General features: G+C 43.7%; 17 protein-coding genes and 1 pseudogene. 8 read left to right on the forward strand and 10 right to left on the reverse strand.

Going from position 1 to position 21,462, the window contains the following annotated elements; translation table 11 throughout:
• Nucleotides 1–79 precede the first annotated feature (79 nt).
• The 6 genes from glnA to add all read left to right on the forward strand — a co-directional run bounded on the left by glnA (nt 80) and on the right by add (nt 8,580).
• Nucleotides 80–1,489, forward strand: a complete 1,410-nt coding sequence (gene glnA / locus QWZ04_RS04395; protein WP_290325340.1) for a glutamate--ammonia ligase — start codon at nt 80–82, stop codon at nt 1,487–1,489.
• Nucleotides 1,490–1,638: 149 nt separating this feature from the next.
• Nucleotides 1,639–2,187 (forward strand): DUF4124 domain-containing protein, encoded by a 549-nt coding sequence (locus QWZ04_RS04400; RefSeq protein ID WP_290325342.1) that lies wholly within the window; start codon nt 1,639–1,641, stop codon nt 2,185–2,187.
• A gap of 142 nt (nt 2,188–2,329) precedes the next feature.
• Nucleotides 2,330–3,382: a nitrogen regulation protein NR(II) gene (glnL, locus tag QWZ04_RS04405; protein WP_435433582.1), complete on the forward strand. Its 1,053-nt coding sequence runs from the start codon at nt 2,330–2,332 to the stop codon at nt 3,380–3,382.
• A gap of 51 nt (nt 3,383–3,433) precedes the next feature.
• The gene (gene glnG / locus QWZ04_RS04410; protein ID WP_290325344.1) at nt 3,434–4,849 is read left to right on the forward strand and encodes a nitrogen regulation protein NR(I); all 1,416 of its coding nucleotides are present in this window, start codon (nt 3,434–3,436) and stop codon (nt 4,847–4,849) included.
• 87 nt (nt 4,850–4,936) lie between these two features.
• Nucleotides 4,937–7,489, forward strand: coding sequence for a phosphodiesterase GepA (gene gepA, locus QWZ04_RS04415; RefSeq protein WP_290325345.1), 2,553 nt, complete (start codon nt 4,937–4,939; stop codon nt 7,487–7,489).
• 86 nt (nt 7,490–7,575) lie between these two features.
• Nucleotides 7,576–8,580, forward strand: coding sequence for an adenosine deaminase (add, locus tag QWZ04_RS04420; protein WP_290325347.1), 1,005 nt, complete (start codon nt 7,576–7,578; stop codon nt 8,578–8,580).
• Between the two features lie 225 nt (nt 8,581–8,805).
• Here the strand turns inward: add and hemN are convergent, their stop codons facing one another.
• The 5 genes from hemN to QWZ04_RS04445 form a co-directional block, all read right to left on the reverse strand.
• On the reverse strand, nt 8,806–10,179 hold the full coding sequence (gene hemN / locus QWZ04_RS04425; RefSeq protein ID WP_290325349.1) for an oxygen-independent coproporphyrinogen III oxidase: 1,374 nt from the start codon (nt 10,177–10,179) through the stop codon (nt 8,806–8,808).
• 149 nt (nt 10,180–10,328) lie between these two features.
• The gene (locus QWZ04_RS04430; protein ID WP_290325351.1) at nt 10,329–10,823 is read right to left on the reverse strand and encodes a DUF2489 domain-containing protein; all 495 of its coding nucleotides are present in this window, start codon (nt 10,821–10,823) and stop codon (nt 10,329–10,331) included.
• Between the two features lie 9 nt (nt 10,824–10,832).
• Nucleotides 10,833–11,396: a Der GTPase-activating protein YihI gene (gene yihI, locus QWZ04_RS04435; protein WP_290325353.1), complete on the reverse strand. Its 564-nt coding sequence runs from the start codon at nt 11,394–11,396 to the stop codon at nt 10,833–10,835.
• Nucleotides 11,386–12,033 (reverse strand): class I SAM-dependent methyltransferase, encoded by a 648-nt coding sequence (locus QWZ04_RS04440; RefSeq protein WP_290325355.1) that lies wholly within the window; start codon nt 12,031–12,033, stop codon nt 11,386–11,388. The genes yihI and QWZ04_RS04440 overlap by 11 nt, the downstream gene beginning before the upstream one ends.
• A 187-nt stretch (nt 12,034–12,220) precedes the next feature.
• Nucleotides 12,221–12,838, reverse strand: coding sequence for a c-type cytochrome (locus QWZ04_RS04445; RefSeq protein WP_290325357.1), 618 nt, complete (start codon nt 12,836–12,838; stop codon nt 12,221–12,223).
• A gap of 148 nt (nt 12,839–12,986) precedes the next feature.
• Between QWZ04_RS04445 and yihA the strand changes: the two genes are divergently transcribed.
• Nucleotides 12,987–13,634 (forward strand): ribosome biogenesis GTP-binding protein YihA/YsxC, encoded by a 648-nt coding sequence (yihA, locus tag QWZ04_RS04450; protein WP_290325359.1) that lies wholly within the window; start codon nt 12,987–12,989, stop codon nt 13,632–13,634.
• Nucleotides 13,635–14,162: 528 nt separating this feature from the next.
• Here yihA and spfP read toward each other — a convergent pair.
• The 3 genes from spfP to hemB form a co-directional block, all read right to left on the reverse strand.
• The gene (gene spfP / locus QWZ04_RS23585) at nt 14,163–14,210 is read right to left on the reverse strand and encodes a small protein SpfP (RefSeq protein ID WP_438356636.1); all 48 of its coding nucleotides are present in this window, start codon (nt 14,208–14,210) and stop codon (nt 14,163–14,165) included.
• A gap of 192 nt (nt 14,211–14,402) precedes the next feature.
• Complete coding sequence (polA, locus tag QWZ04_RS04455; protein ID WP_290325360.1) at nt 14,403–17,195, reverse strand: DNA polymerase I; 2,793 nt, start codon at nt 17,193–17,195, stop codon at nt 14,403–14,405.
• Between the two features lie 770 nt (nt 17,196–17,965).
• Entirely contained in the window at nt 17,966–19,009 is a 1,044-nt protein-coding gene (gene hemB / locus QWZ04_RS04460; protein WP_290325362.1) for a porphobilinogen synthase, read from the reverse strand.
• Nucleotides 19,010–19,193: 184 nt separating this feature from the next.
• Between hemB and QWZ04_RS04465 the strand changes: the two genes are divergently transcribed.
• Nucleotides 19,194–19,961 carry a TatD family hydrolase gene (locus tag QWZ04_RS04465; protein WP_290325364.1) on the forward strand — a complete coding sequence of 256 codons (768 nt, stop codon included), beginning with the start codon at nt 19,194–19,196 and terminating at the stop codon, nt 19,959–19,961.
• Nucleotides 19,962–20,325: 364 nt separating this feature from the next.
• On the opposite strand, the gene tatC is transcribed toward QWZ04_RS04465, so the two are convergent.
• The gene (tatC, locus tag QWZ04_RS04470) at nt 20,326–21,081 is read right to left on the reverse strand and encodes a twin-arginine translocase subunit TatC (RefSeq protein WP_290325366.1); all 756 of its coding nucleotides are present in this window, start codon (nt 21,079–21,081) and stop codon (nt 20,326–20,328) included.
• Between the two features lie 57 nt (nt 21,082–21,138).
• Nucleotides 21,139–21,462, reverse strand: a pseudogene (gene tatB, locus QWZ04_RS04475) (Sec-independent protein translocase protein TatB); the annotation flags it as partial.

A 21,462-nucleotide genomic window follows, 5' to 3' on the forward strand; every position in this document is an offset into this window, starting at 1 on the left:
AATTTTTGAAAAGATTAATCAATGCCGGTTTAAACAAAATTGTGCATTATCAAATTCATAACACTGGAGGTTATCCAAGATGTCAGTAGAAAATGTTGTATCACTGATCCAAGAAAACGAAGTTAAGTTTGTTGATTTACGCTTTACTGATACCAAAGGTAAAGAGCAACACATCTCTATCCCTTCTCACCAAATCGACGCAGACTTCTTTGAAGAAGGCAAAATGTTCGACGGTTCTTCTGTAGCGGGTTGGAAAGGCATTAACGAATCTGACATGGTAATGATGCCTGACGCGACAAGCGCGGTACTTGACCCATTCACTGAAGACGCAACGCTAAACATTCGTTGTGACATCCTAGAGCCTGCAACAATGCAAGGTTACGACCGTGACCCACGCTCTATTGCAAAACGTGCTGAAGAATTCATGCGTGCATCGGGTGTTGCTGATACGGTTCTTATCGGCCCTGAACCAGAATTCTTCCTATTTGATGATGTGAAATTCAACACAGACATCTCAGGTTCTTTCTTCAAAATTGATGATATCGAAGCGTCTTGGAACACTGGCGCTGACGTGGAAGGCGGTAACAAAGGTCACCGTCCTGGCGTTAAAGGCGGTTACTTCCCAGTTGCTCCTGTTGATTCATCTCAAGACATCCGTTCTGCAATGTGTCTTGTTATGGAAGAGATGGGTCTTGTTGTTGAAGCGCACCACCACGAAGTGGCAACTGCGGGTCAAAATGAAATCGCAACTCGCTTTAACACATTGACTGAAAAAGCCGATGAAATCCAAATCTACAAGTACGTTGTTCATAACGTTGCTCACGCATTTGGTAAAACTGCAACCTTCATGCCTAAGCCACTAGTAGGTGATAATGGTTCTGGTATGCACGTTCACATGTCTTTGAACAAAGACGGTCAGAACCTGTTTGCTGGTGACAAGTACGGCGGCCTTTCTGAAATGGCGCTTTACTACATTGGCGGTATCATCAAGCACGCACGTGCTATCAATGCCTTTGCTAACGCATCAACTAACTCGTACAAGCGTCTTGTACCAGGCTTCGAAGCGCCAGTTATGCTTGCATACTCTGCACGTAACCGTTCTGCTTCTATCCGTATCCCTGTGGTACCAAGCCCGAAAGCACGTCGTATCGAAGTTCGCTTCCCAGATCCAACAGCAAACCCATACTTAGCGTTCGCATGTATGTTAATGGCTGGTCTTGACGGTATTAAGAACAAGATCCACCCAGGTGAAGCAATGGATAAAGATCTATACGATCTCCCAGCTGAAGAAGCAGCAGAAATCCCAACAGTTGCAGAATCACTACAACAAGCACTTCAAGCGCTTGATGATGACCGTGAATTCCTAACAGCTGGCGGCGTATTCTCTGACGACTTTATCGATTCTTACATCGCACTTAAGTCTCAAGACGTTGAGCAAATCAACATGGCAACTCACCCACTTGAGTTTGAACTGTACTACTCAGTATAAGTTCAGCACAGAGTTTATTCTCGGTGTAAAGCCAATCGTATGATTGCATAAATATTAGGCTCACCTCGCAGGTGAGCCTTTTTTATTTTATTCAAATAATTCATTCTATAACATGAGGTTAACTTATACTTCTCATTTGGTAAGTTACCATGAAATGCATACTCATCTGCTTTATCTCTTTGGTTTTATGCTCATACTCGCTCGCACAAACCGTTTATACATGGACGGATAACAAGGGGGTATTACACCTCAGTGACACACCTCCCGAGAGTGCGTCCAATCTAGATAGCTTTGATATTATTGAAGATAATCCGACCGTTATCGCGCCAACGGACGACCAATCCCTAAGCAACAACTCAAGCCATGAAAACCAACAGTCAAGGCAAACCACATCCAAAACGGTACCAATACCACTAACGATTCAATTTGAATCACCAATGCCTGAACAAACTATTCGAGACAACCAAGGCCGCATCCAAATTTCACTCCAAACTAGCCGAAAGCTCTCGATTGATGAAACGCTTCAATTAGTGCTCAACAATGAGGCATACGGTGCACCTCAAACCCAAAAAAAGTGGACCTTGATCAACGTAGACAGAGGCACCCATACCTTTATGATCAAAGCCTTACGAAGCGGCAAGCTTATTGCATCTACAGATACTATATCGGTGCATTTACATCGAGCTAAGGTTAATTAGAGAGATAACGCACAAAAATAAGGGCTGTTATTCCACATAACGCTTTTTGTTCTCTGATCAATGTTTCATACTTAGCTAACGATGCACCATAATAGTGCAATGGAATTTATGCCGTTATTTCCAGCACGCTAAGGTAGGGACCATGCTAGTGAACGATCAGTTATCCTCCAATATTTTAGATCACATCGTCACCGCGACCTTGATGCTTGATGACGCGCTCATCATGCGGTTCGCCAACCCTGCTGCTGAACAATTATTTGCTCAAAGCTCCAAGCGTTTGATTGGGGCTTCTCTGGCAAGTCAAATCCAACACAGTTCGATGGATTTGAACCTGCTGACTCAGCCTTTGCTGTCAGGGCAAAGCATTACTGACAGTGAAGTCACCTTTGTGATTAATGGCAAGCCCATGTTATTAGAGGTGACGGTAAGCCCCATTTCATGGCAAAAAGAAGTCATGTTGATTCTTGAGTTGAGAAAAATTGATCAACAAAGGCGCTTAAGCCAAGAGCTCAACCAACATGCTCAACAACAGGCCGCTAAAGTACTGGTGCGTGGTTTAGCTCATGAGATAAAGAACCCATTAGGCGGCTTGAGAGGAGCAGCACAGCTGCTTGCTCGCATGTTGCCCGACCCAGCACTCAAAGAATATACCCAGATCATCATTGAGCAAGCCGATCGGCTACGAGCACTAGTAGACCGCCTGCTTGGTCCACAAAAACTGGGCCAAAAGAAAGATGAAAATCTCCATCTAGTCCTTGAGAAAGTGCGCCAATTAGTTGAATTAGAAGCTGAAAATAAACTGGTAATCCAGAGGGATTACGATCCCAGCCTGCCCGACTTTTTAATGGACCCTGACCAAATAGAGCAAGCACTTCTTAATATTTTAAGCAATGCAGCTCAAATACTCGCACCACAAAGTGACGGTGAAATACTCATCCGCACCAGAACGGTGCATCAAGTCAATATTCATGGCACGAGACACAAGCTAGCCGCCAGTATTGAAGTGATTGATAACGGGCCCGGCATTCCACCAGCCCTGCAAGATACACTGTTTTATCCAATGGTCAGTGGACGAGAAGGCGGCACAGGATTGGGGCTTTCCATTTCTCAAAATCTCATCGACCAGCATAAAGGCAAAATAGACGTTATAAGCTGGCCGGGACAAACTAAATTCACCATTTTATTACCGATTTAAATTTTTCGGCCATTTGGCCTTCGCTACGCTGCGGGAACAGGAATTATCATTATGAGTAAAGGCTTTGTTTGGGTCGTAGATGACGACAGCTCAATTCGTTGGGTGATGGAAAAAACGCTCTCTTCTGCGCAGATCCAATGTGATACGTTCGCAGATGCAGAAAGCGTCCTGCTCGCCTTAGAAAGACAAGCGCCTGACGTCATTGTCTCGGATATTCGTATGCCAGGGATGGATGGGTTAGAACTCCTAAAACAAGTACAACAGCAATACCCAGATTTACCCATCATCATCATGACCGCACACTCAGATTTGGATGCGGCGGTCAACGCGTATCATGAGGGCGCCTTTGAATACTTACCCAAACCATTTGATATTGATGAAACCTTGGCCTTAGTTGAACGCGCCATTGCACACAGTCATGAGCAACGCAAACACCTGCCGGCTGACAATGAGTCGCTGACATCCAATGCGCCGGAGATCATCGGCGAAGCACCGGCCATGCAAGAAGTTTTTCGAGCGATTGGCCGCCTGTCTAGATCGTCGATTTCGGTGCTCATCAACGGAGAGTCTGGAACCGGTAAAGAATTGGTCGCACATGCCCTTCACCGCCACAGCCCGAGAGTTAAAAACCCGTTTATTGCCCTAAACATGGCGGCCATTCCAAAAGATCTGATTGAGTCAGAACTATTTGGTCACGAAAAAGGCGCTTTTACTGGTGCGAACGCGGTACGCCAAGGCCGCTTTGAACAAGCCAATGGCGGCACCTTGTTTTTAGATGAAATTGGCGACATGCCATTAGACATCCAAACACGATTATTACGTGTTTTAGCAGACGGCCAGTTTTACCGAGTGGGTGGTCACTCTCCGGTCAATGTAGACGTGCGAATCATTGCCGCCACTCACCAAGATTTAGAACAACTGGTCAACAAAGGGGGCTTTCGGGAAGATTTATTTCACCGCCTGAACGTAATTAGAGTCCACATCCCCTCCTTAAGAGAACGCCAACAAGACATCGAAAAGCTGACCATTCACTTTTTGCGTTTGGCTGCAGAAGAGTTAGGGGTAGAAATGAAAACTTTGCACCCAGATACCGTAACCCAACTTAACCAACTTGAGTGGCCCGGCAATGTCCGTCAATTAGAAAATGTTTGTCGCTGGCTTACCGTGATGGCCAGTGGTAATGAAGTTTTGCCGACGGATTTACCAAGGGAGTTGCTCGACCATAGCCCATCGAAATCAGACAATACCGACAACATAGGTTGGCAACAACAATTGGAACAGTGGGCTAGAAAATCTCTGCAAAAAGGTGAATCATCGCTATTGGCATACGCACAACCTGAATTTGAACGTATACTTTTAAAAACAGCACTCGAACATACCAATGGACATAAGCAAGACGCCGCTAAATTACTCGGTTGGGGCCGTAATACCCTAACGAGGAAATTAAAGGAACTTGATATGCCATAGTATGAATTATCGTCATGATTGTTTAATAGCTAATCAAGTCTTACGTGCTATTATGACTATTGACAGTATCATTTAAAAATCAAAGCGATGGCCCATAAAAAACTAACCCTACGAACGGCAGTTATCCTTCCACTTGTCATAGTGTTTCTATTCACACTAGGGGTTATCGCATTTGTCCAATACACCAGTTACGAGAATATGGTGACCAAGCTCAGCCATAAACAACTGATCGCCTTTACTGAAAATACCAACACCAAGCTCAAAGTTTTTCTAAACGAACCTTATAAAGCCAATATCGCCTTATCCAGGACCATTGCTTTCAGCGATCTTTATCAACAGAATGACATGACCCAAATTCAAGACTTCTTTGAAATGAGCTTTGGCCATTTGTACAAAGAAGTCGAACATCTCGATGTCATTGGTTTTGGCGGTATCAACGGTGAATACATCGGTTTTCGCCAAGAAAACAGCGACAAAATCACCTTAATGCTCAAAGACCAACGCACTGAGGGTGAACTCAGAATCTATCAAGGCAGAGACACGCTTTCAGGTGTTCGCTCTCAATTTCAAAATTATGACCCGAGAGTACGGCCTTGGTATAAGCCAGCTGCTGAATCGTTAAAACCGTCTTGGTCTAAAATTTATGCGAATGCCGACGAAAGACAAGAAATCACCTTGTCGGCTTTAAACCCAGTCATGAAAGGTAACGTGCTATTAGGCGTATCGGCCACCGATGTTCAAATCGACACTTTTAACCAATTTCTGATTGAACAGAAAGACCGAACCTCATCTTCAATCTATGTATTCGACAAAGATAAAAGGCTGATCGCTCATTCAGAGTCCGATAGCGTTGTCTCAATGGGCACCACTCAATCAGCCAAGAGTATGCGCTTATTAGCAACGGAGAATATCAACCCAATATTGAGTGAAAGTGCCGAATTTATTGACTTAGAACGACTAAAAACCCCCTATTCAGCGTTTATGTTTGACTATGAATTAGATAACGAACGCTATTTCAGCAAGCTATCTCGATTTAATAATGACTTCGGCCTTGATTGGTACATCATGGTTATTGTCTCTGAAACCGACTTGCTGGGCGATCTACCAAAACAGCAACAAACGGGATGGATGATAGGTTTAGCGGTCAGTTTTGTTGGCTTGTTATTGGGCTTACTGGCGTTCAATCGCATTACCCGCGCCATTACCAGCACCGCCAAAGCAGCCAATGACATTGCGGCTGGCGATTGGGATGCTACCATGCCTGAACCAGGCAATATCCATGAAACCAGCATGTTGGTTTCTGCATTTAATAACATGACCCACAACTTGCAAAACTCCTTTGAAGCACTGCGGTCTCAATTGGTATACGACTCTCTGACTCAACTCTATAGTCGACAAGGTTTAATTGAAGCGAGCTGTAAGATCAACAGCCTAGATAACGGCTCATTAATCCTAATCGGTATCGACCGATTCAGAGACATTAACGACAGCTTAGGCCACTACAGTGGTGACCAATTGCTGATTATTTTAGCAGAACGCCTGAAGCATCAGTGCCAGCCTGACTCCATGCTTGCTCGTGTATCTGGCGATGAATTTGCGATTTTCCAACCAGATAGCAACAGCATGTCTAATGTTGATGAAATGGCAAACCGAATTAAGCAGGCATTAAGCTCACCTTTTCAAATGGGCGATGAAACCGTGGTGATCAACATCTCAGTTGGCATGGTGACAACAGACAGCCTCGCGAGCATGAGTACTTGGCTACGAAATGCCAGCATTGCATTGAGCCATGCAAAACAAGAGTCGTTACGTGTGGCGCACTACCGCCCTGAAATGGCCGATGCATCACGTAAGAAAACTCAAACCTTAGCAGAAATGAACCAGGCGATTGTCCATAGCGAATTCGTGCCCTTTTATCAGCCCATTGTGGATCTAGAAAGTGGCCAGGTATTAGGTGCTGAAGCCTTAGCTCGTTGGATCTCCCCTGAACGAGGTGTCATCCCACCTTTTGAGTTCATTCCTATTGCAGAAGAAAGCGGGTTAATTGGTGATATTGGCCATCAAATATTACTCAAGTCCTGCACTGACACAGCGCAGGCGATTCACAGCGGCCAGTGGCCTAAAGAATTCAGCCTGCACGTTAACTTATCGGTTAATCAGCTATCTCAACCTGAATTCATCGTTAATTTGAAGCAAATTTTACTCGATACTAAGCTCGCCCCAAGCAACCTAACTCTTGAGATTACTGAATCTCGAATTGTCGATAACGACCCCGTCATTTTAAAAAACATGCAAACCATCAAGCAATTAGGCATCAAGATCGCCATTGATGATTTTGGTACCGGCTATTCATCATTGGCCTACCTACACAAACTGCCTTTCGATTGCTTGAAAATAGATCGTTCGTTCATCATGCAACTCAATAAAGACACCATAGACACCTCTATTGTGGCCGCCATCGTTAACATGACCAAAGGCTTCAAATCTAATCTGGTTGCAGAGGGGGTAGAAACGATTGAGCAAGCTGATATTCTTCGACAGCTCAACTGCCCACAAGCCCAAGGCTATCTGTTTAGCCATCCATTGCCTTTCGCGGAATGGCCAACAGAATTAGTTAACATGAAGCAAGATTCCGCATAATGGCTGATTTTCTAGCGATTGCCTGCTGACATCAAGAACATAGGTTCTTATACTTAGCTGAATAATTAGCGACTGGGATATTGATAATGATTACTAAAAACCTGCCACTTACCGATCTTCACCGCCACCTTGATGGCAATATCCGTAGTCAGACCATTTTAGATTTGGGCAAAAAGTTTGGTGTAGCATTACCGGCTTACGACCTAGAAGCACTCCGCCCTCACGTACAAATCGTAGAAGCTGAGCCTTCACTTGTTGCTTTCCTATCTAAGCTAGACTGGGGTGTTGCAGTGTTAGGTGACTTAGACGCTTGTCGTCGTGTTGCCTATGAAAATGTTGAAGATGCATTGAACGCTCAAATTGATTACGCTGAACTGCGTTTTTCTCCATACTACATGGCGATGAAACACAACCTCCCTGTCGCCGGTGTTGTAGAAGCGGTAGTCGATGGTGTGCAAGCAGGTGTACGTGACTTTGGCGTGAAAGCAAACTTAATTGGCATCATGAGCCGCACATTTGGTCAAGATGCTTGTCAGCAAGAATTAGATGCTCTGCTTACGCAAAAAGATCACATTGTTGCTATCGACTTAGCCGGTGACGAACTAGGCCAACCAGGCGAACGTTTTGTTTCTCACTTTAAGCAAGTACGTGATGCAGGCCTTCAAGTCACCGTTCATGCTGGTGAAGCTGCTGGCGCACAAAGCATGTGGCAAGCCATTCAAGAATTGGGCGCGGTACGTATCGGCCATGGTGTTAAAGCGATCCACGACCCTAAATTGATGGATTTCCTAGCAGAAAATCGTATCGGTATTGAGTCTTGCCTAACGTCTAACTTCCAAACCAGTACGGTTGAGACACTCGCTAATCACCCTGTGAAGCAATTTCTTGAGCATGGTGTACTCGCATGTCTAAATACCGACGATCCGGCGGTAGAGGGCATTGAGCTTCCATTTGAATACGAAGTTGCAGCGCCTCAAGCAGGATTAAGCCAAGAGCAAATTCGCCAAGCACAAATTAACGGCCTAGAACTGGCGTTCCTTTCTGATGCTGAAAAAGCAGAACTGAAAGAGAAAGTTAAGGGTAGAGCTTAGAAGCGGAAGGCGGAAGGCGGAAGGCGGAAGGCGGAAAAGAAAATATTCCCCTAACCTTTCATGCCTAACGAAAAATAAAAAAGCCGACATAGTCTCCTATGTCGGCTTTTTGTTTTGTTCCATCCGCTCTTTTGCTCTAACCTGTAACCTGTAACCTGTAACCTGTAACCTGTAACCTGTAACCTGTAACCTGTAACCTGTAACGCAGCGTCCCTCAGCCTGATCTTAAATCACTCTCGAAAACTGCTGTTGTCTTGCGCGGTTACGTAGGTATTTATCAAAACACATACAGATATTACGAATCAACAAACGACCACGTAGAGTCACGCGGATCTCATTGTTATCATGTTCAACCAGTTCGTCATCAATGAAGGTTTTCAATAACCCTAAATCTTCTTTGAAGTACTTATCAAACTGAAGATTGAATTCTTGCTCTATCGCACGGGTATCAAGCTTAAAGTTACAAATAAGCTGCTTAATCACTTCACGGCGGATCAGGTCATCTTGATCAAGACACACCCCTTTCCATAACGCGTGGCGCATATCCGTCACTTGTGCGTAGTACTTCTTCAGATCTTTTTGGTTCTGAGCATAGCTGTGACCAACCATAGAGATCGACGATACGCCGAAGCCGACCAAATCACACTCACCTTGGGTGGTGTAACCTTGGAAGTTACGATGAAGAATGCCTTCACGCTGTGCCACGGCTAATTCATCGTCAGGAAGCGCAAAGTGATCCATGCCTATGAATTGGTAGCCGGCCCCAGTTAATGTCGCAATAGTATCTTGCAAGATAGCCATTTTCACTTCTGGTGCAGGTAAATCTTCATCTTTAATTTTACGTTGTGCCGCAAATAAATTGGGCATATGCGCATAATTAAAGACGGATAATCGGCCTGGTTTCATCTTCAGAACCTGAGCCATAGTTTCTGCAAAGTTTTCTTTGGTTTGCTTTGGTAGCCCATAAATCAGATCTAAGTTGGTCGAACGGAACCCCAACTGTTTGGCGCGCTCTACCATGGCAAAGATAAACTCTTCATCTTGTTCACGGTTAACTAATTTCTGCACTTCTTTATTAAAATCTTGGACACCAATGCTCAGACGATTAAAGCCTTCGCTACGCAGGTGATCCAACATATCTAATTCAAGTTCACGTGGGTCTACTTCAATGCTGATTTCAGCATCCGCTTCAAAGTGAAATTCTTCACGCAACAATGTCATTAAGCGAGTGACTTGCGCTTTGTTCAAGAACGTTGGCGTGCCGCCACCAAAATGCAATTGGGTTACACCGCGGCCAGCCAATAACGACGCTCTTTGACGGATCTCTAACTCTAAAACATCAAGATAATCGTCGGCCTTATGCTGATGGCGAGTGATCACTTTATTGCAGCCACAGTAGTAGCAAAGCTTGTGACAAAACGGAATGTGCACATACAGTGACAATGGGCGTTCAGGGTAACGAGTGCATGCCATATCAAGCTCTGAGATGGTGTATGCTTCATGGAACTCTAACGCGGTTGGGTAAGATGTATATCTTGGCCCAGAATAGTTGTATTTATCTAATACCGCTTGATCCCAAACTATTTGATCACTAGACATGCTGTACTTCCATTTTATTTTTCTATGGACGGGTATTTTGCCACAGCCTCATTAGCTGATGATGTGGAGATACTTAAATTAAACTAGAAATGTGCGAAAGTGCTAGTTTGATCACTAGCACTTTCCATATTTTGACTCAGTCTCAGCGACTAATGAACGATCTGCGTGACCGCGATTTGATTATTGAGGGGTTTAATACGCTTTTGTAGCGTGGTTAACTCAACCACAATGGTATCTGACAAGCGTGCTTCAGCTTTCGTTCTGAGCAAGTTTTGCTTCATACGATCTTGCTTAGCTAACGCTTGACGAGCATCTCCTCGCTCCATATCTTTTACTATGGTGTGCAGCTCGTTCAGTGCTGGGTAGTCGACAGCAACATCCACTTTTTCGTCTCCTTGGACATAATCCAAGATCCCACATACACGGATACTGATTTCCGATAGGTCGCACTGCCCTTGAATGCCTGCGGCACAAAGCGCATCAACGTTTTCAAAAATATTCGCGTTACGTTTAGCAATGGCGATAGCTTGATGTTGCTGCTGCAGTTCCTTCTGCTTTTTAACTTGCAGTAATAGGTAACCAGCATAAGAGCCAAGGCCGATAATTATCAAACCGCCCAGTGAGGCTAACAAAGTTACTGACATAAGCTAAAACTAGTCCTTGAATTCGTTAAAATCGTTCAAATCGATGCCTTCAAATTGAGACAATAGATCATCTTCTGAGCTCGATTTCTTTTTCGCAACAGGTGCTGGCGCTTCAATTTCCGCTTCTGGTTCTTCTTCTTCGAATAGACCCAATTGCTTCATTAGCACTTCAATACGATCCAATTTCTCATCAACGTATTTTTGTAAACCGCCACCTAGGCTTTCACCACTTTCTAAGCGGTCAAGCAATACCATCAGTTGTGCATCTTGCTCTAGCATTTCAAGCTCTTGTTCAGCAGACAGTTTACGCTGTTGTTTAGTCGGCTTTTGCTTCGGCTCAATAATCAGTGGGATTTTTTTCTTGCTGCCTAAACGAGGATCACGTGCTTTACCACCATTCCCTTGCTTGCCTTGCTCTACATCAGAGTGGCGGCTGCCAGATTTTAAGCCTTTACGATTTTTAACTTTTTTACGTAAACGACCTTCTACATTTGATTCGCTACGGTTACGTGTAACGATAACTTCAGGAGCGCCTGACGCTCCTGGCTTTCTTGATTTTTTACTACGACTCATTACTGGGCTTCCTCAGTAAAATTACATCATTGCCAATAAATTCGAGTTGGAGTCCATCCCGCGCTGCCAAGTATTTAAAGGTAGCTTGGCTAAAAAAGCTCACGTGTGTGAGATCATTCTTATAATGCCATCCGGCGAACGCTTCCACGTCTTTTACTAGTTTGGTCATCACACCAATCCAGCCGCCTGGTTTGACTAAACTCAACCATTGCTGCCATACCGATTTAGGATCATAAAGATGCTCTATTACTTCGGTTGCAGTCATAAAGTCATACGTTGTGTCTAATACCTGCTTATCGGGGTAATAGTAGATATCGTATAACGCCATGGTGTGCCCCTGCTCTTCCATCATAATTGACAAAGTTGGCCCTGGACCACATCCAAAATCTATCCCATTAGAGGGCACGATTAAACGTTCCGCCATTGGGTCAGCCATACGGCTCAAAAACCGTCGGTAACCTTGGTCACTTGGATCGTTTTCATGCAAATCATAGTGCGCTTTTTCTCTTTCTGCATTTAACCTTTGTTGTGGATCCACAAAGACAAACTGGCATTGGGTACATTGTAAGTACTGCCTGCGTTTGTCAGCAAAATAGTCTATGACATGAGAGTGTTCACAAAGTGGACATATGTGCATTCTGACATCCTCCGTTAGGGATGCGCAAGATACCAGAAAGTGATGCTAGAGTGGAGTTTTATTGAGCACTTCCACAAAAATTAGTAATGAGAACGTAAAAAAGCAGCAGATTAGACTGCTGCTTTCAATTCTAAGCCAATTCCACTTCCGAATACTGGTTATCGGAAGAGGTGCCTGGCCACTTTAATTAATGTAAGCCACCAACGTATTTCGACAAAATTTCGATATCATCATCAGTGAGCTTTTTAGCAATATCACTCATCATGGCATTCATATCGTTACTGCGTTCGTCTGCTCGAAACTTAAGTAGCTGTGCTTTTACGTAGTCTGCATGCTGGCCGGAAATCTTAGGGAAGCCCGACAACTCAGTGCCATTACCACGAGGGCCATGACAGGCAATACATGCCGTTACACCACGGTCAATGCTACCAGCTTGGTAAAGAACCTTACCTTTAGCAACCACATCTTCTGGCGTTGATGTGTCAGAAATAGGCAGAGAAGCATAATAAGCAGCGAGATCAGCCATGTCTTGTTCGCTTAATGGCATTGCCATTGCGCTCATCACGGGATCGTATCGACCTTGCTTACCTGCAGTTTCAGCGCCAAGCTTTAGATCTTTGAGTTGTTTTTCAAGATACTTAGCATGTTGCCCTGCTATTTTAGGATAAGTCGTAATCAGACTGTTGCCATCTGTACCATGACAGGCGGCACACGTTACGGATTTTGCTTTGCCAGCTTCAATACTACCTTGAGCCCACGCAGTGCAGCTGGCCAATAAACTCAAGATTAGCGCTATTTTCTTCATGACATTCCATTATTATTATTAAGCTTCCAGTACCACGTTAAGTGGTTGCTCATGGTACAATAGGCGACCTTATACCGATCACGGTTATTTTACACAATTTAACGAAAAAGTAATCATTCGACTACACAAAGACGAGATGGAGTTAACAGTGAGCGCAAAAATTCATTACCAAAATACGCATTTTATTACGAGTGCTCCCGATATTCGCCACCTTCCTGATGATATGGGTGTCGAAGTTGCGTTTGCTGGACGCTCTAATGCGGGTAAATCAAGTGCACTCAACCGACTGACAAACCAGAAAGGTTTGGCAAAAACCAGTAAGACACCTGGTCGTACTCAGCTGATTAACTTGTTTAAAGTTCATGACAATTGCCACATTGTGGATTTACCGGGTTATGGTTTTGCACAAGTACCATTAGAGCTAAAAAAGAAATGGCAGAAATCCTTGGGTGAATACCTACAGAAACGTGAATCATTAAAAGGCTTGGTCGTTTTGATGGATATCCGTCATCCAATGAAAGATCTCGACCAGCAATTAGTGTTCTGGGCTGTGGATTCTGGCATTCCTGTTCAGATTTTACTGACTAAAGCAGACAAACTTAAAAGTGGTGCACGAAATGCGCAGCTCCTTAAAATTCGTCAAGATGCACAAGGCTTCGGCCCTAATGTGGAAGTAGGTATGTTTTCGTCACTGAAAGGCATTGGCGTTGACCAATTAAGAGCTAAGCTTGATGAATGGTTTGCACCCGCGCTTCTTCAAGAAGAAACCGAAGACGATATTGATACAAACGAATAGATACGTCGCCCATATAAAATTGCAACGTTTATAGAAGTACGACCATCTCTATAGTATCCAAATAAGTCCCCACCTTGTATAGGTGGGGCAACGGGAGAGAAAAATATTTTATAGTTATGGCCTAAAATTCTCGACTACCCATCAACATAATTCAAGATTTTTCGATCAGTTTGTCTTGAAAACTTGCACTTCTACCCGTTTCTTATCTTTATTACACCACCACATCAAATAACATACCTCTGACCAATGTTTCGCTAGCCCAGAATACTGCAACTTATTTATCTAAAAGAAATATTCACGCTTTTAAAGGATGTTTATTACATCAGGCCATTCTATTCGAAATCACACTTTGTATGTAAATTGAACAGCCTGAGCTTTTATAAAGATACGTAATGTTGAGACGTGTAAGTGAAAATTTAAAACTTAGATGGAAACATCGAGATGAGAAAGGATAACAAGATACAATGTAAGCTTTTGTTTTGGCACAATAAAAAACGCCCCAGTCAAAAGCTGACTGGGGCGGCTGAATCAGCCTAATCCAATAACGTGAAACAAAAGGTCTGAAAGATAGAACATCTTACCTCTGTACCCTACAAGAGATAATGTACAACAATCACTCAGAAATGGAAACTGTTTTCGTAATTTATTTTCATTATTAATTACTAAAATTACGAAAGGCAAGGACGCTCAAAGAACTTTATTAACATAAAAAAAAAGCCAGCATGTGCGCTGGCTCAAGTTAGTTATTCAATTTCAGTTAAAAAACGTCTAATGAGCCTGATCCCAGTTGTCACCATGACCAGATTCTGCGACCAGTGGCACATCCAGATCTGCAGCTGATTCCATCAATTCTTGTACTTTACTTTCAATCTCAACCAATGCAGATTCTTCTACTTCTAACACCAATTCATCGTGCACTTGCATTAGTAACTTTACGCGACCGTTACCTTCGGCTTCTATCCATTCATCAACCAACAGCATTGCTTTCTTAATGATGTCGGCAGCCGTTCCCTGCATAGGGGCGTTGATTGCAGCACGTTCTGCCGCTTTTCTGCGCATACCATTTCGAGACGAAATTTCTGGTAGATGTAAACGACGGCCCCATATGGTTTCTACGAATCCCTGCTCAGACGCTGTTGAACGTGTGTCTTCCATGTATTGCATTACGCCTGGGTAGCGCTCAAAGTAAGTATCCATGTAGTGTTGTGCTTCACCACGAGGAATGCCCAATTGCTTCGCTAAACCAAACGCACTCATGCCATAGATAAGACCGAAGTTAATGGCTTTAGCTCGGCGACGTTGCTCTGAGGTGACTTGTTCAATGCTAACGCCCATCACTTCTGCTGCCGTTGCTGCGTGAATGTCTTTTCCGTTGGCAAACGCTTCTAATAACGCTTTATCTCCTGAAAGGTGAGCCATGATGCGCAATTCAATTTGAGAGTAATCGACAGCGAGAATCTTCCAGCCATGTGGTGCGATAAACGCCTGGCGAATACGACGACCTTCTTCGTTGCGAATAGGGATGTTCTGCAAATTTGGATCGGTCGAAGACAAGCGTCCCGTTGCCGTCACCGCTTGATGGTAAGAAGTATGAACACGACCCGTTGTTGGGTTAATCATCTTAGGCAGTTTATCTGTGTAAGTAGATTTTAGTTTCGCCAGCCCACGGTACTCTAAGATGAGTTTTGGTAGCGGGTAATCCAACGCCAGCTCTTGCAATACTTCTTCATTAGTAGAAGCAGCGCCAGATGGGGTTTTCTTTATAACGGGAAGCCCCATTTTTTCAAATAAGATCGTCTGCAGTTGTTTGGGTGAGCTTAAATTAAATTCTTGCTCTGCAACTTCAAATGCTTTTTTCTCTAACTCGTCTAATCGAGCCGCAATTTCTTGCGATTGAGCCCCAAGCATCATATCGTCGACTAGCACTCCGGTGCGCTCAATGCGTGAAATAACCGGAACCAAAGGAATCTCAAGCTCGTTATAGATGCGACTTAACTTCTCATCTTGTTCAATATTGTCGTAGATACGATTATGCAGGCGTAAAGTTACATCGGCATCTTCAGCGGCGTAAGGCGATGCTTGCTCCAAATCGATTTGGTTAAAAGTCAGCTGCTTTTTGCCTTTTCCTGCCAACGACTCAAATGAAATACAGCTATGCTGAAGAAAACGCAACGCTAAGCTGTCCATATCATGCTTGCCACCAACGCTGTTAAACACGTAAGAAGCCAGCATGGTGTCGTGTTTGATGCCTTTCATGTCAATATCATAACGAGCTAAAACGCTCGCATCGTATTTAAGGTTCTGCCCTACTTTCGATACATTTTCATCTTCTAAAAGCGGCTTTAATTGTGCCAACACCCAATCCCGTTCAAGCTGTTGTGGCGCATCCAAATAATCATGAGCAACAGGCACGTAAGCAGCTTCACCCTCGCCAATCGCAAAAGAGAGCCCAACTAAGTTTGCCACCATGTAATCTAGGCTATCGGTTTCAGTATCAAACGCGATGAGTTCTGCTGTTTTTAATTTATCTAACCAAGCATTAAAGCTGTCTTGATCTAAGATGGTTTCATATTTACTGCGATCAATAGAGACAGCCGATGTTTCCATCGCAACTGCCGTTGTATTACTCGCACCAACGGACGACGGTGAACGCTCAATCGCTTCTACTTCACCCGTCCCACCTTCTAATAACTCATTTAACCAAGATTTGAACACCATTTGACCATACAATTTGATCAACTCATCGGTATTCGGCGTTGCTTTAACTAAAGACTCAGGGGTTTCTTCTAGCTCAACATCCAGCTTAATCGTAGCCAGCTTATAAGACATCAGTGCATCTTCTTTATTGTCCGCAAGCTTCTTCGCCATGGTTTTCGAACCTCGGAAACCGAGCGCTGCAATATCACCTAGATTGTCATACAGCTTATCCATACTGCCAATACCTTGCAGCAAAGCCGTCGCCGTCTTGTCACCCACACCAGGCACACCAGGAATGTTATCGACCTTATCACCCATCAGCGCTAAGTAATCAATGATCAGCTCTGGTGGAATACCGAACTTTTCGATCACACCTTCTCGATCCATCACGACATTAGTCATGGTATTAATCAGTGTGACGTTCTCATCCACCAGTTGAGCCATGTCTTTATCGCCCGTACTAATCAAGACCGGCATGCCCGCTTTAGATGCTTGCGATGCCAATGTACCAATAACATCATCCGCTTCTACACCGGGAATAGAGATTAATGGCAAGCCCATTGCACGAATCACGTTATGCAATGGCTCAATTTGGCAACGAAGATCGTCTGGCATCGGTGGGCGGTTTGCTTTGTACTCTGAGTACATGTCGTCGCGGAAGGTTTTGCCTTTAGCATCAAAAATAACGGCAATACGATCAGATGAAAATTGGCGCATCATACTTCGTAGCATATTAACAACGCCATACACTGCATTTGTTGGGATTTCACCATTGCTCATTGTGCCCGGGTAGGCATGAAAAGCTCGATATAAGTAGGATGAGCCATCGATAAGAATAAGCGGGTTTTCAGGTATGGTAGCCATAATCTAGTTGATCCAAATGCAGTGTATTAGTTTGTGTGCTTAGGATGCCATGACTCTCATTCTGATGCCATGTATTCTCTTTTGAATACAAGACAAAGCTTGATTAAGTCGAAGCGATGATAATGGTTACCCCATTTCATCGTTTCATTCTTCCGTTGCGCAACAAAAACCAACCCTAATTGTGGATAACTCTGTTGGTAAAACTTATCCACTGATAATTAACAGTAAAAAAATCTGGCTAAAAGAACACACTACTCATTTAAAAACAATCACTTAATAAGATACAAAACCAAAGATCTTTGATCTTATAACGATCCTGCCTTGTGGAAAATAATTTAGTTCTATGAAGTTATCGGAATATACAGGAAATGATTGTTTGCTGAAATAACGGACAAATAGTGGTGATTTAATGATTAGATCGTGCAGAAAAAAAGAAAGCGACATCAGAAGATGTCGCCTAGCAAAAGTGGCCAAAACCATAAACAGTTAGTGCTGTTATCGCTTTGCCTTAAAGCTTAAATTACACTGGAAGCAATGTGAGCAATGTCGTGTCGTTCAAGAAAGAACCGTTCAACCTAACTACTCCATCTGGGGCTTAATTAGGTTGTTTGCTTTCTCCCGAAGACAAGTTAATAATAACCATTCTCATTTAATAATCAACCCCTAAATGATAATTTATCTCATTTAATTTTATCGTCGATCGTTTTCGCCCCAGAAAAATGACAAAAACCGAGCAAATGCCCGGCTTAAACGTCAATGACTATGTTGAATCAGTCTTGCTTTGAATTCTTTAAAGGCTGAGCCCCCTCTTCCGCTAACCATTGCGCCACATCTTTGGCAAAATAAGTCAAAATACCATCGGCACCTGCGCGTTTAAAACACAGTAGAGATTCTAAAACCGTTTCTCGTTCTTTTAACCAACCATTTTGAATCGCGGCTTTATGCATCGCATATTCACCCGATACTTGATATGCAAATGTGGGTACTTGCAACTCGCTCTTTACACGGCGGACGATATCTAGATACGGCATGCCAGGCTTAACCATGACCATATCTGCACCTTCGTTAATGTCCATCGCGACTTCATGCAGTGCCTCATCACTGTTGGCAGGGTCCATTTGGTAGTTTTTCTTATCACCACCTTTGAGGTTAGCAGCAGAACCAACCGCATCACGGAAAGGTCCATAATAACAAGATGCGTATTTTGCTGAATAAGCCATGATTTGGGTGTGAATGTAACCCGCCTCTTCTAGCGCCTCGCGTATTTTACCAATTCGGCCATCCATCATATCTGACGGAGCCACAACATCAGCACCAGCTTGTGCATGAGACAGCGCCTGCTTGATTAAGATTTCCGTTGTTTCATCATTTTGCACATAGCCCGTTTCATCAATAATGCCATCTTGGCCATGAGTAGTGAACGGATCTAAGGCAACATCAGTGATCACACCAATCTCAGGCACATGTTCTTTCAATAGACGAACAGCACGTTGCACCAAACCATCAGGGTTATAAGATTCAGCGGCACAGATGCTTTTGGCATCTTGAGTCACAACAGGAAAGAGGGCGATAGCTGGCACACCCAGTTGTGCAAGGTATTGAGCTTCTTCAAGCATCAAATCAATGGAAAGACGCTCTACCCCTGGCATGGACTCCACGACTTCTCGGCGATTTTTACCCATCAATATAAACATTGGGTAAATCAGATCGCTGGCACTCAATTGGTTTTCTGCCATCAAACGACGGCTAAAGTCGTGTTTACGCATACGACGCATGCGGCGTCCTGGGAATTGACCTTGGATTGAAACAGACACGTGATTCTCCTTGTCTGGGTGTAATACTGGCAGAAACTATAACTACTCCGGCTTTAAGTGACTAGCCTTAAAGCTAAAAAGTGCTTTGATACGCAAATAACACCTACTACACCACGTTCACCGCAGTGCTATTTATGATTAGCTGAATTATAATTTTTGCTCACCCCAACAACCGATAACCAATATGATAGATACCCACGCTCACATTTATGCCTCCGAATTCGATGCCGATCGCAAGCAAGTCGTTCAACGCGCTGTTGAACAAGGGGTATCCCATATCTTGTTACCGAACATTAATCTTGACTCCATTGAACCCATGCTTAAGACCGAGGCTGATTACCCTGAGATCTGTCGATCTATGATGGGGTTGCACCCTTGTTATGTGGATGAGAATGTAGAGCAAAACCTCGCAGTTATGCGCAGCTGGTTTGAAAAGCGCAAGTTTGTGGCTGTCGGTGAAATTGGAATCGATCTTTACTGGGATAAGACTTTCAGAGCCGAGCAGGAACATGCATTTGCGACACAACTAGGCTGGGCCAAAGAATTGGGCTTGCCAGCAGTCATCCACACACGAGATTCCATCTCTGAAACCATCGAGGTTCTAAAAACCGTTCAAGATGGCAGTATTCGTGGGGTTTTCCATTGCTTTGGTGGCAGCGTCGCAGAAGCAAAAGCAATTACTGAACTTGGCTTTCATCTTGGTTTAGGTGGCGTAACCACATTCAAAAACAGCGGCATGGATAAAGTCATTCCAGAGCTAGACCTAACCCGTGTGGTACTCGAAACAGACTGCCCTTATTTGGCTCCCGTACCCCATAGAGGGAAACGCAATGAGCCAAGCTACACTGCGCTCGTGGCTGCCCGTATAGCCGAGTTAACAGGGTACTCACTCGACAGCATCGTTGAACAAACTAATCACAACGCATTTAATCTATTTGACATAAAACAATAACCAAAAAGAATTACATATAATAAATTAGACGCATAGCAGACAGGTGCACTTTGTAAGTAATTGTTTGCCTCTCAATAATATTACATAAATATCAAAAGGTTATTACCTATGTGATTTCCATTCCACATTTGATTCTTTCATATTCATCCTGTAGTATACCGCCTTCAAAACAGAATGAGGACTGGTGTTATGCACTGTTGTGGAGAAACCTCACACTTATTAAGACAACGTCGAACCATATTTGAAAGGCTAATGGGAATAAAAGAGAAATACGTTTGCCAGCATTGTGGAAAAGTCATAAAGATTAAGTGAAAAAAATCCCAAGCCAATGCTTGGGATTTTTTTCACTAAACTTAACCAGCCATTACTCGACTTGTTCTGATTCTTCGTCTTCTTCGGGCTTACGCACATAAAAGCGTGCAAAGAACAGTCCGACTTCAAATAACAAACACATTGGAATAGCTAACAGGGTTTGAGAGATCATGTCTGGTGGCGTAAGCATCATACCAGCAATAAAAGCGGCAACGACGATATACGGCCGTTTCTCTTTTAACGTTTTAACATCCGTTGCCCCGGTCCAGCACAATAAAATGATGGCTACCGGCACTTCAAATGCAATACCAAACGCCATAAACAACGCCAATACAAAGTCTAAGTAGTTCGCGATATCTGTCGCAAACTCTACGCCACCTAATGAAATGGCAGTAAAAAAGCCAAACACCAATGGGAATACAACGAAGTACGCAAAAGCCACACCGCAATAGAACAAAATAGAACTAGAGAACAGCAGTGGCATAATTAGGCGACGTTCATGCTTGTACAAACCAGGCGCAACAAACGCCCAAACTTGGTACAAAATTAGCGGAACAGCGACAAAGATAGAAGCGACTAATGTCAGCTTAAGTGGCGTAAAAAACGGTGACGCAACATCGGTTGCGATCATCGTTGCCCCTTCTGGCAACCTTTCAATCAAAGGCGCAGATACAAACTCATAGATATCATTGGCAAACCAAATCAAACCAATAAATACCACTAGCACCGCCAATAAGGCTTTCATAAGACGGTTACGCAGTTCAATCAGGTGACTAATTAAGGGCTGCGTTTGTTCAGCTGAAGACATATCTACCTCAACAAACGGGATCAAAAAGAGCTGCTAAGCAGCTCTTTACTCATCGGCTTTTTTTTCAGGAGTGGCCGTTTCTTCTTTCTTGGCATACGGCCGTTGAACATCCTGAGCCGCTTTTTTAAGCTCATTAACGGAGGCCTGCAAGTCGGGAGACAAATCGTTCATGCCCATTTGTTCCGCTTTTTTTAAGTTTTCTTGCAGCTCTTGAACTTTTAATTCATGTGACAGTTCATCTTTTACGCCATTTGCCATGCTTTTAGCCGCGCCAATAAAACGCGAAACACTACGAATAGCAACAGGTAAACGTTCAGGCCCGAGAACGACGAGCCCAACCACAGAAATTAATACCAGTTCCCAAAAACCGATATCAAACAC

The organism is Vibrio tapetis subsp. quintayensis (genome assembly GCF_030409945.1).
GTDB lineage: Bacteria > Pseudomonadota > Gammaproteobacteria > Enterobacterales > Vibrionaceae > Vibrio > Vibrio quintayensis.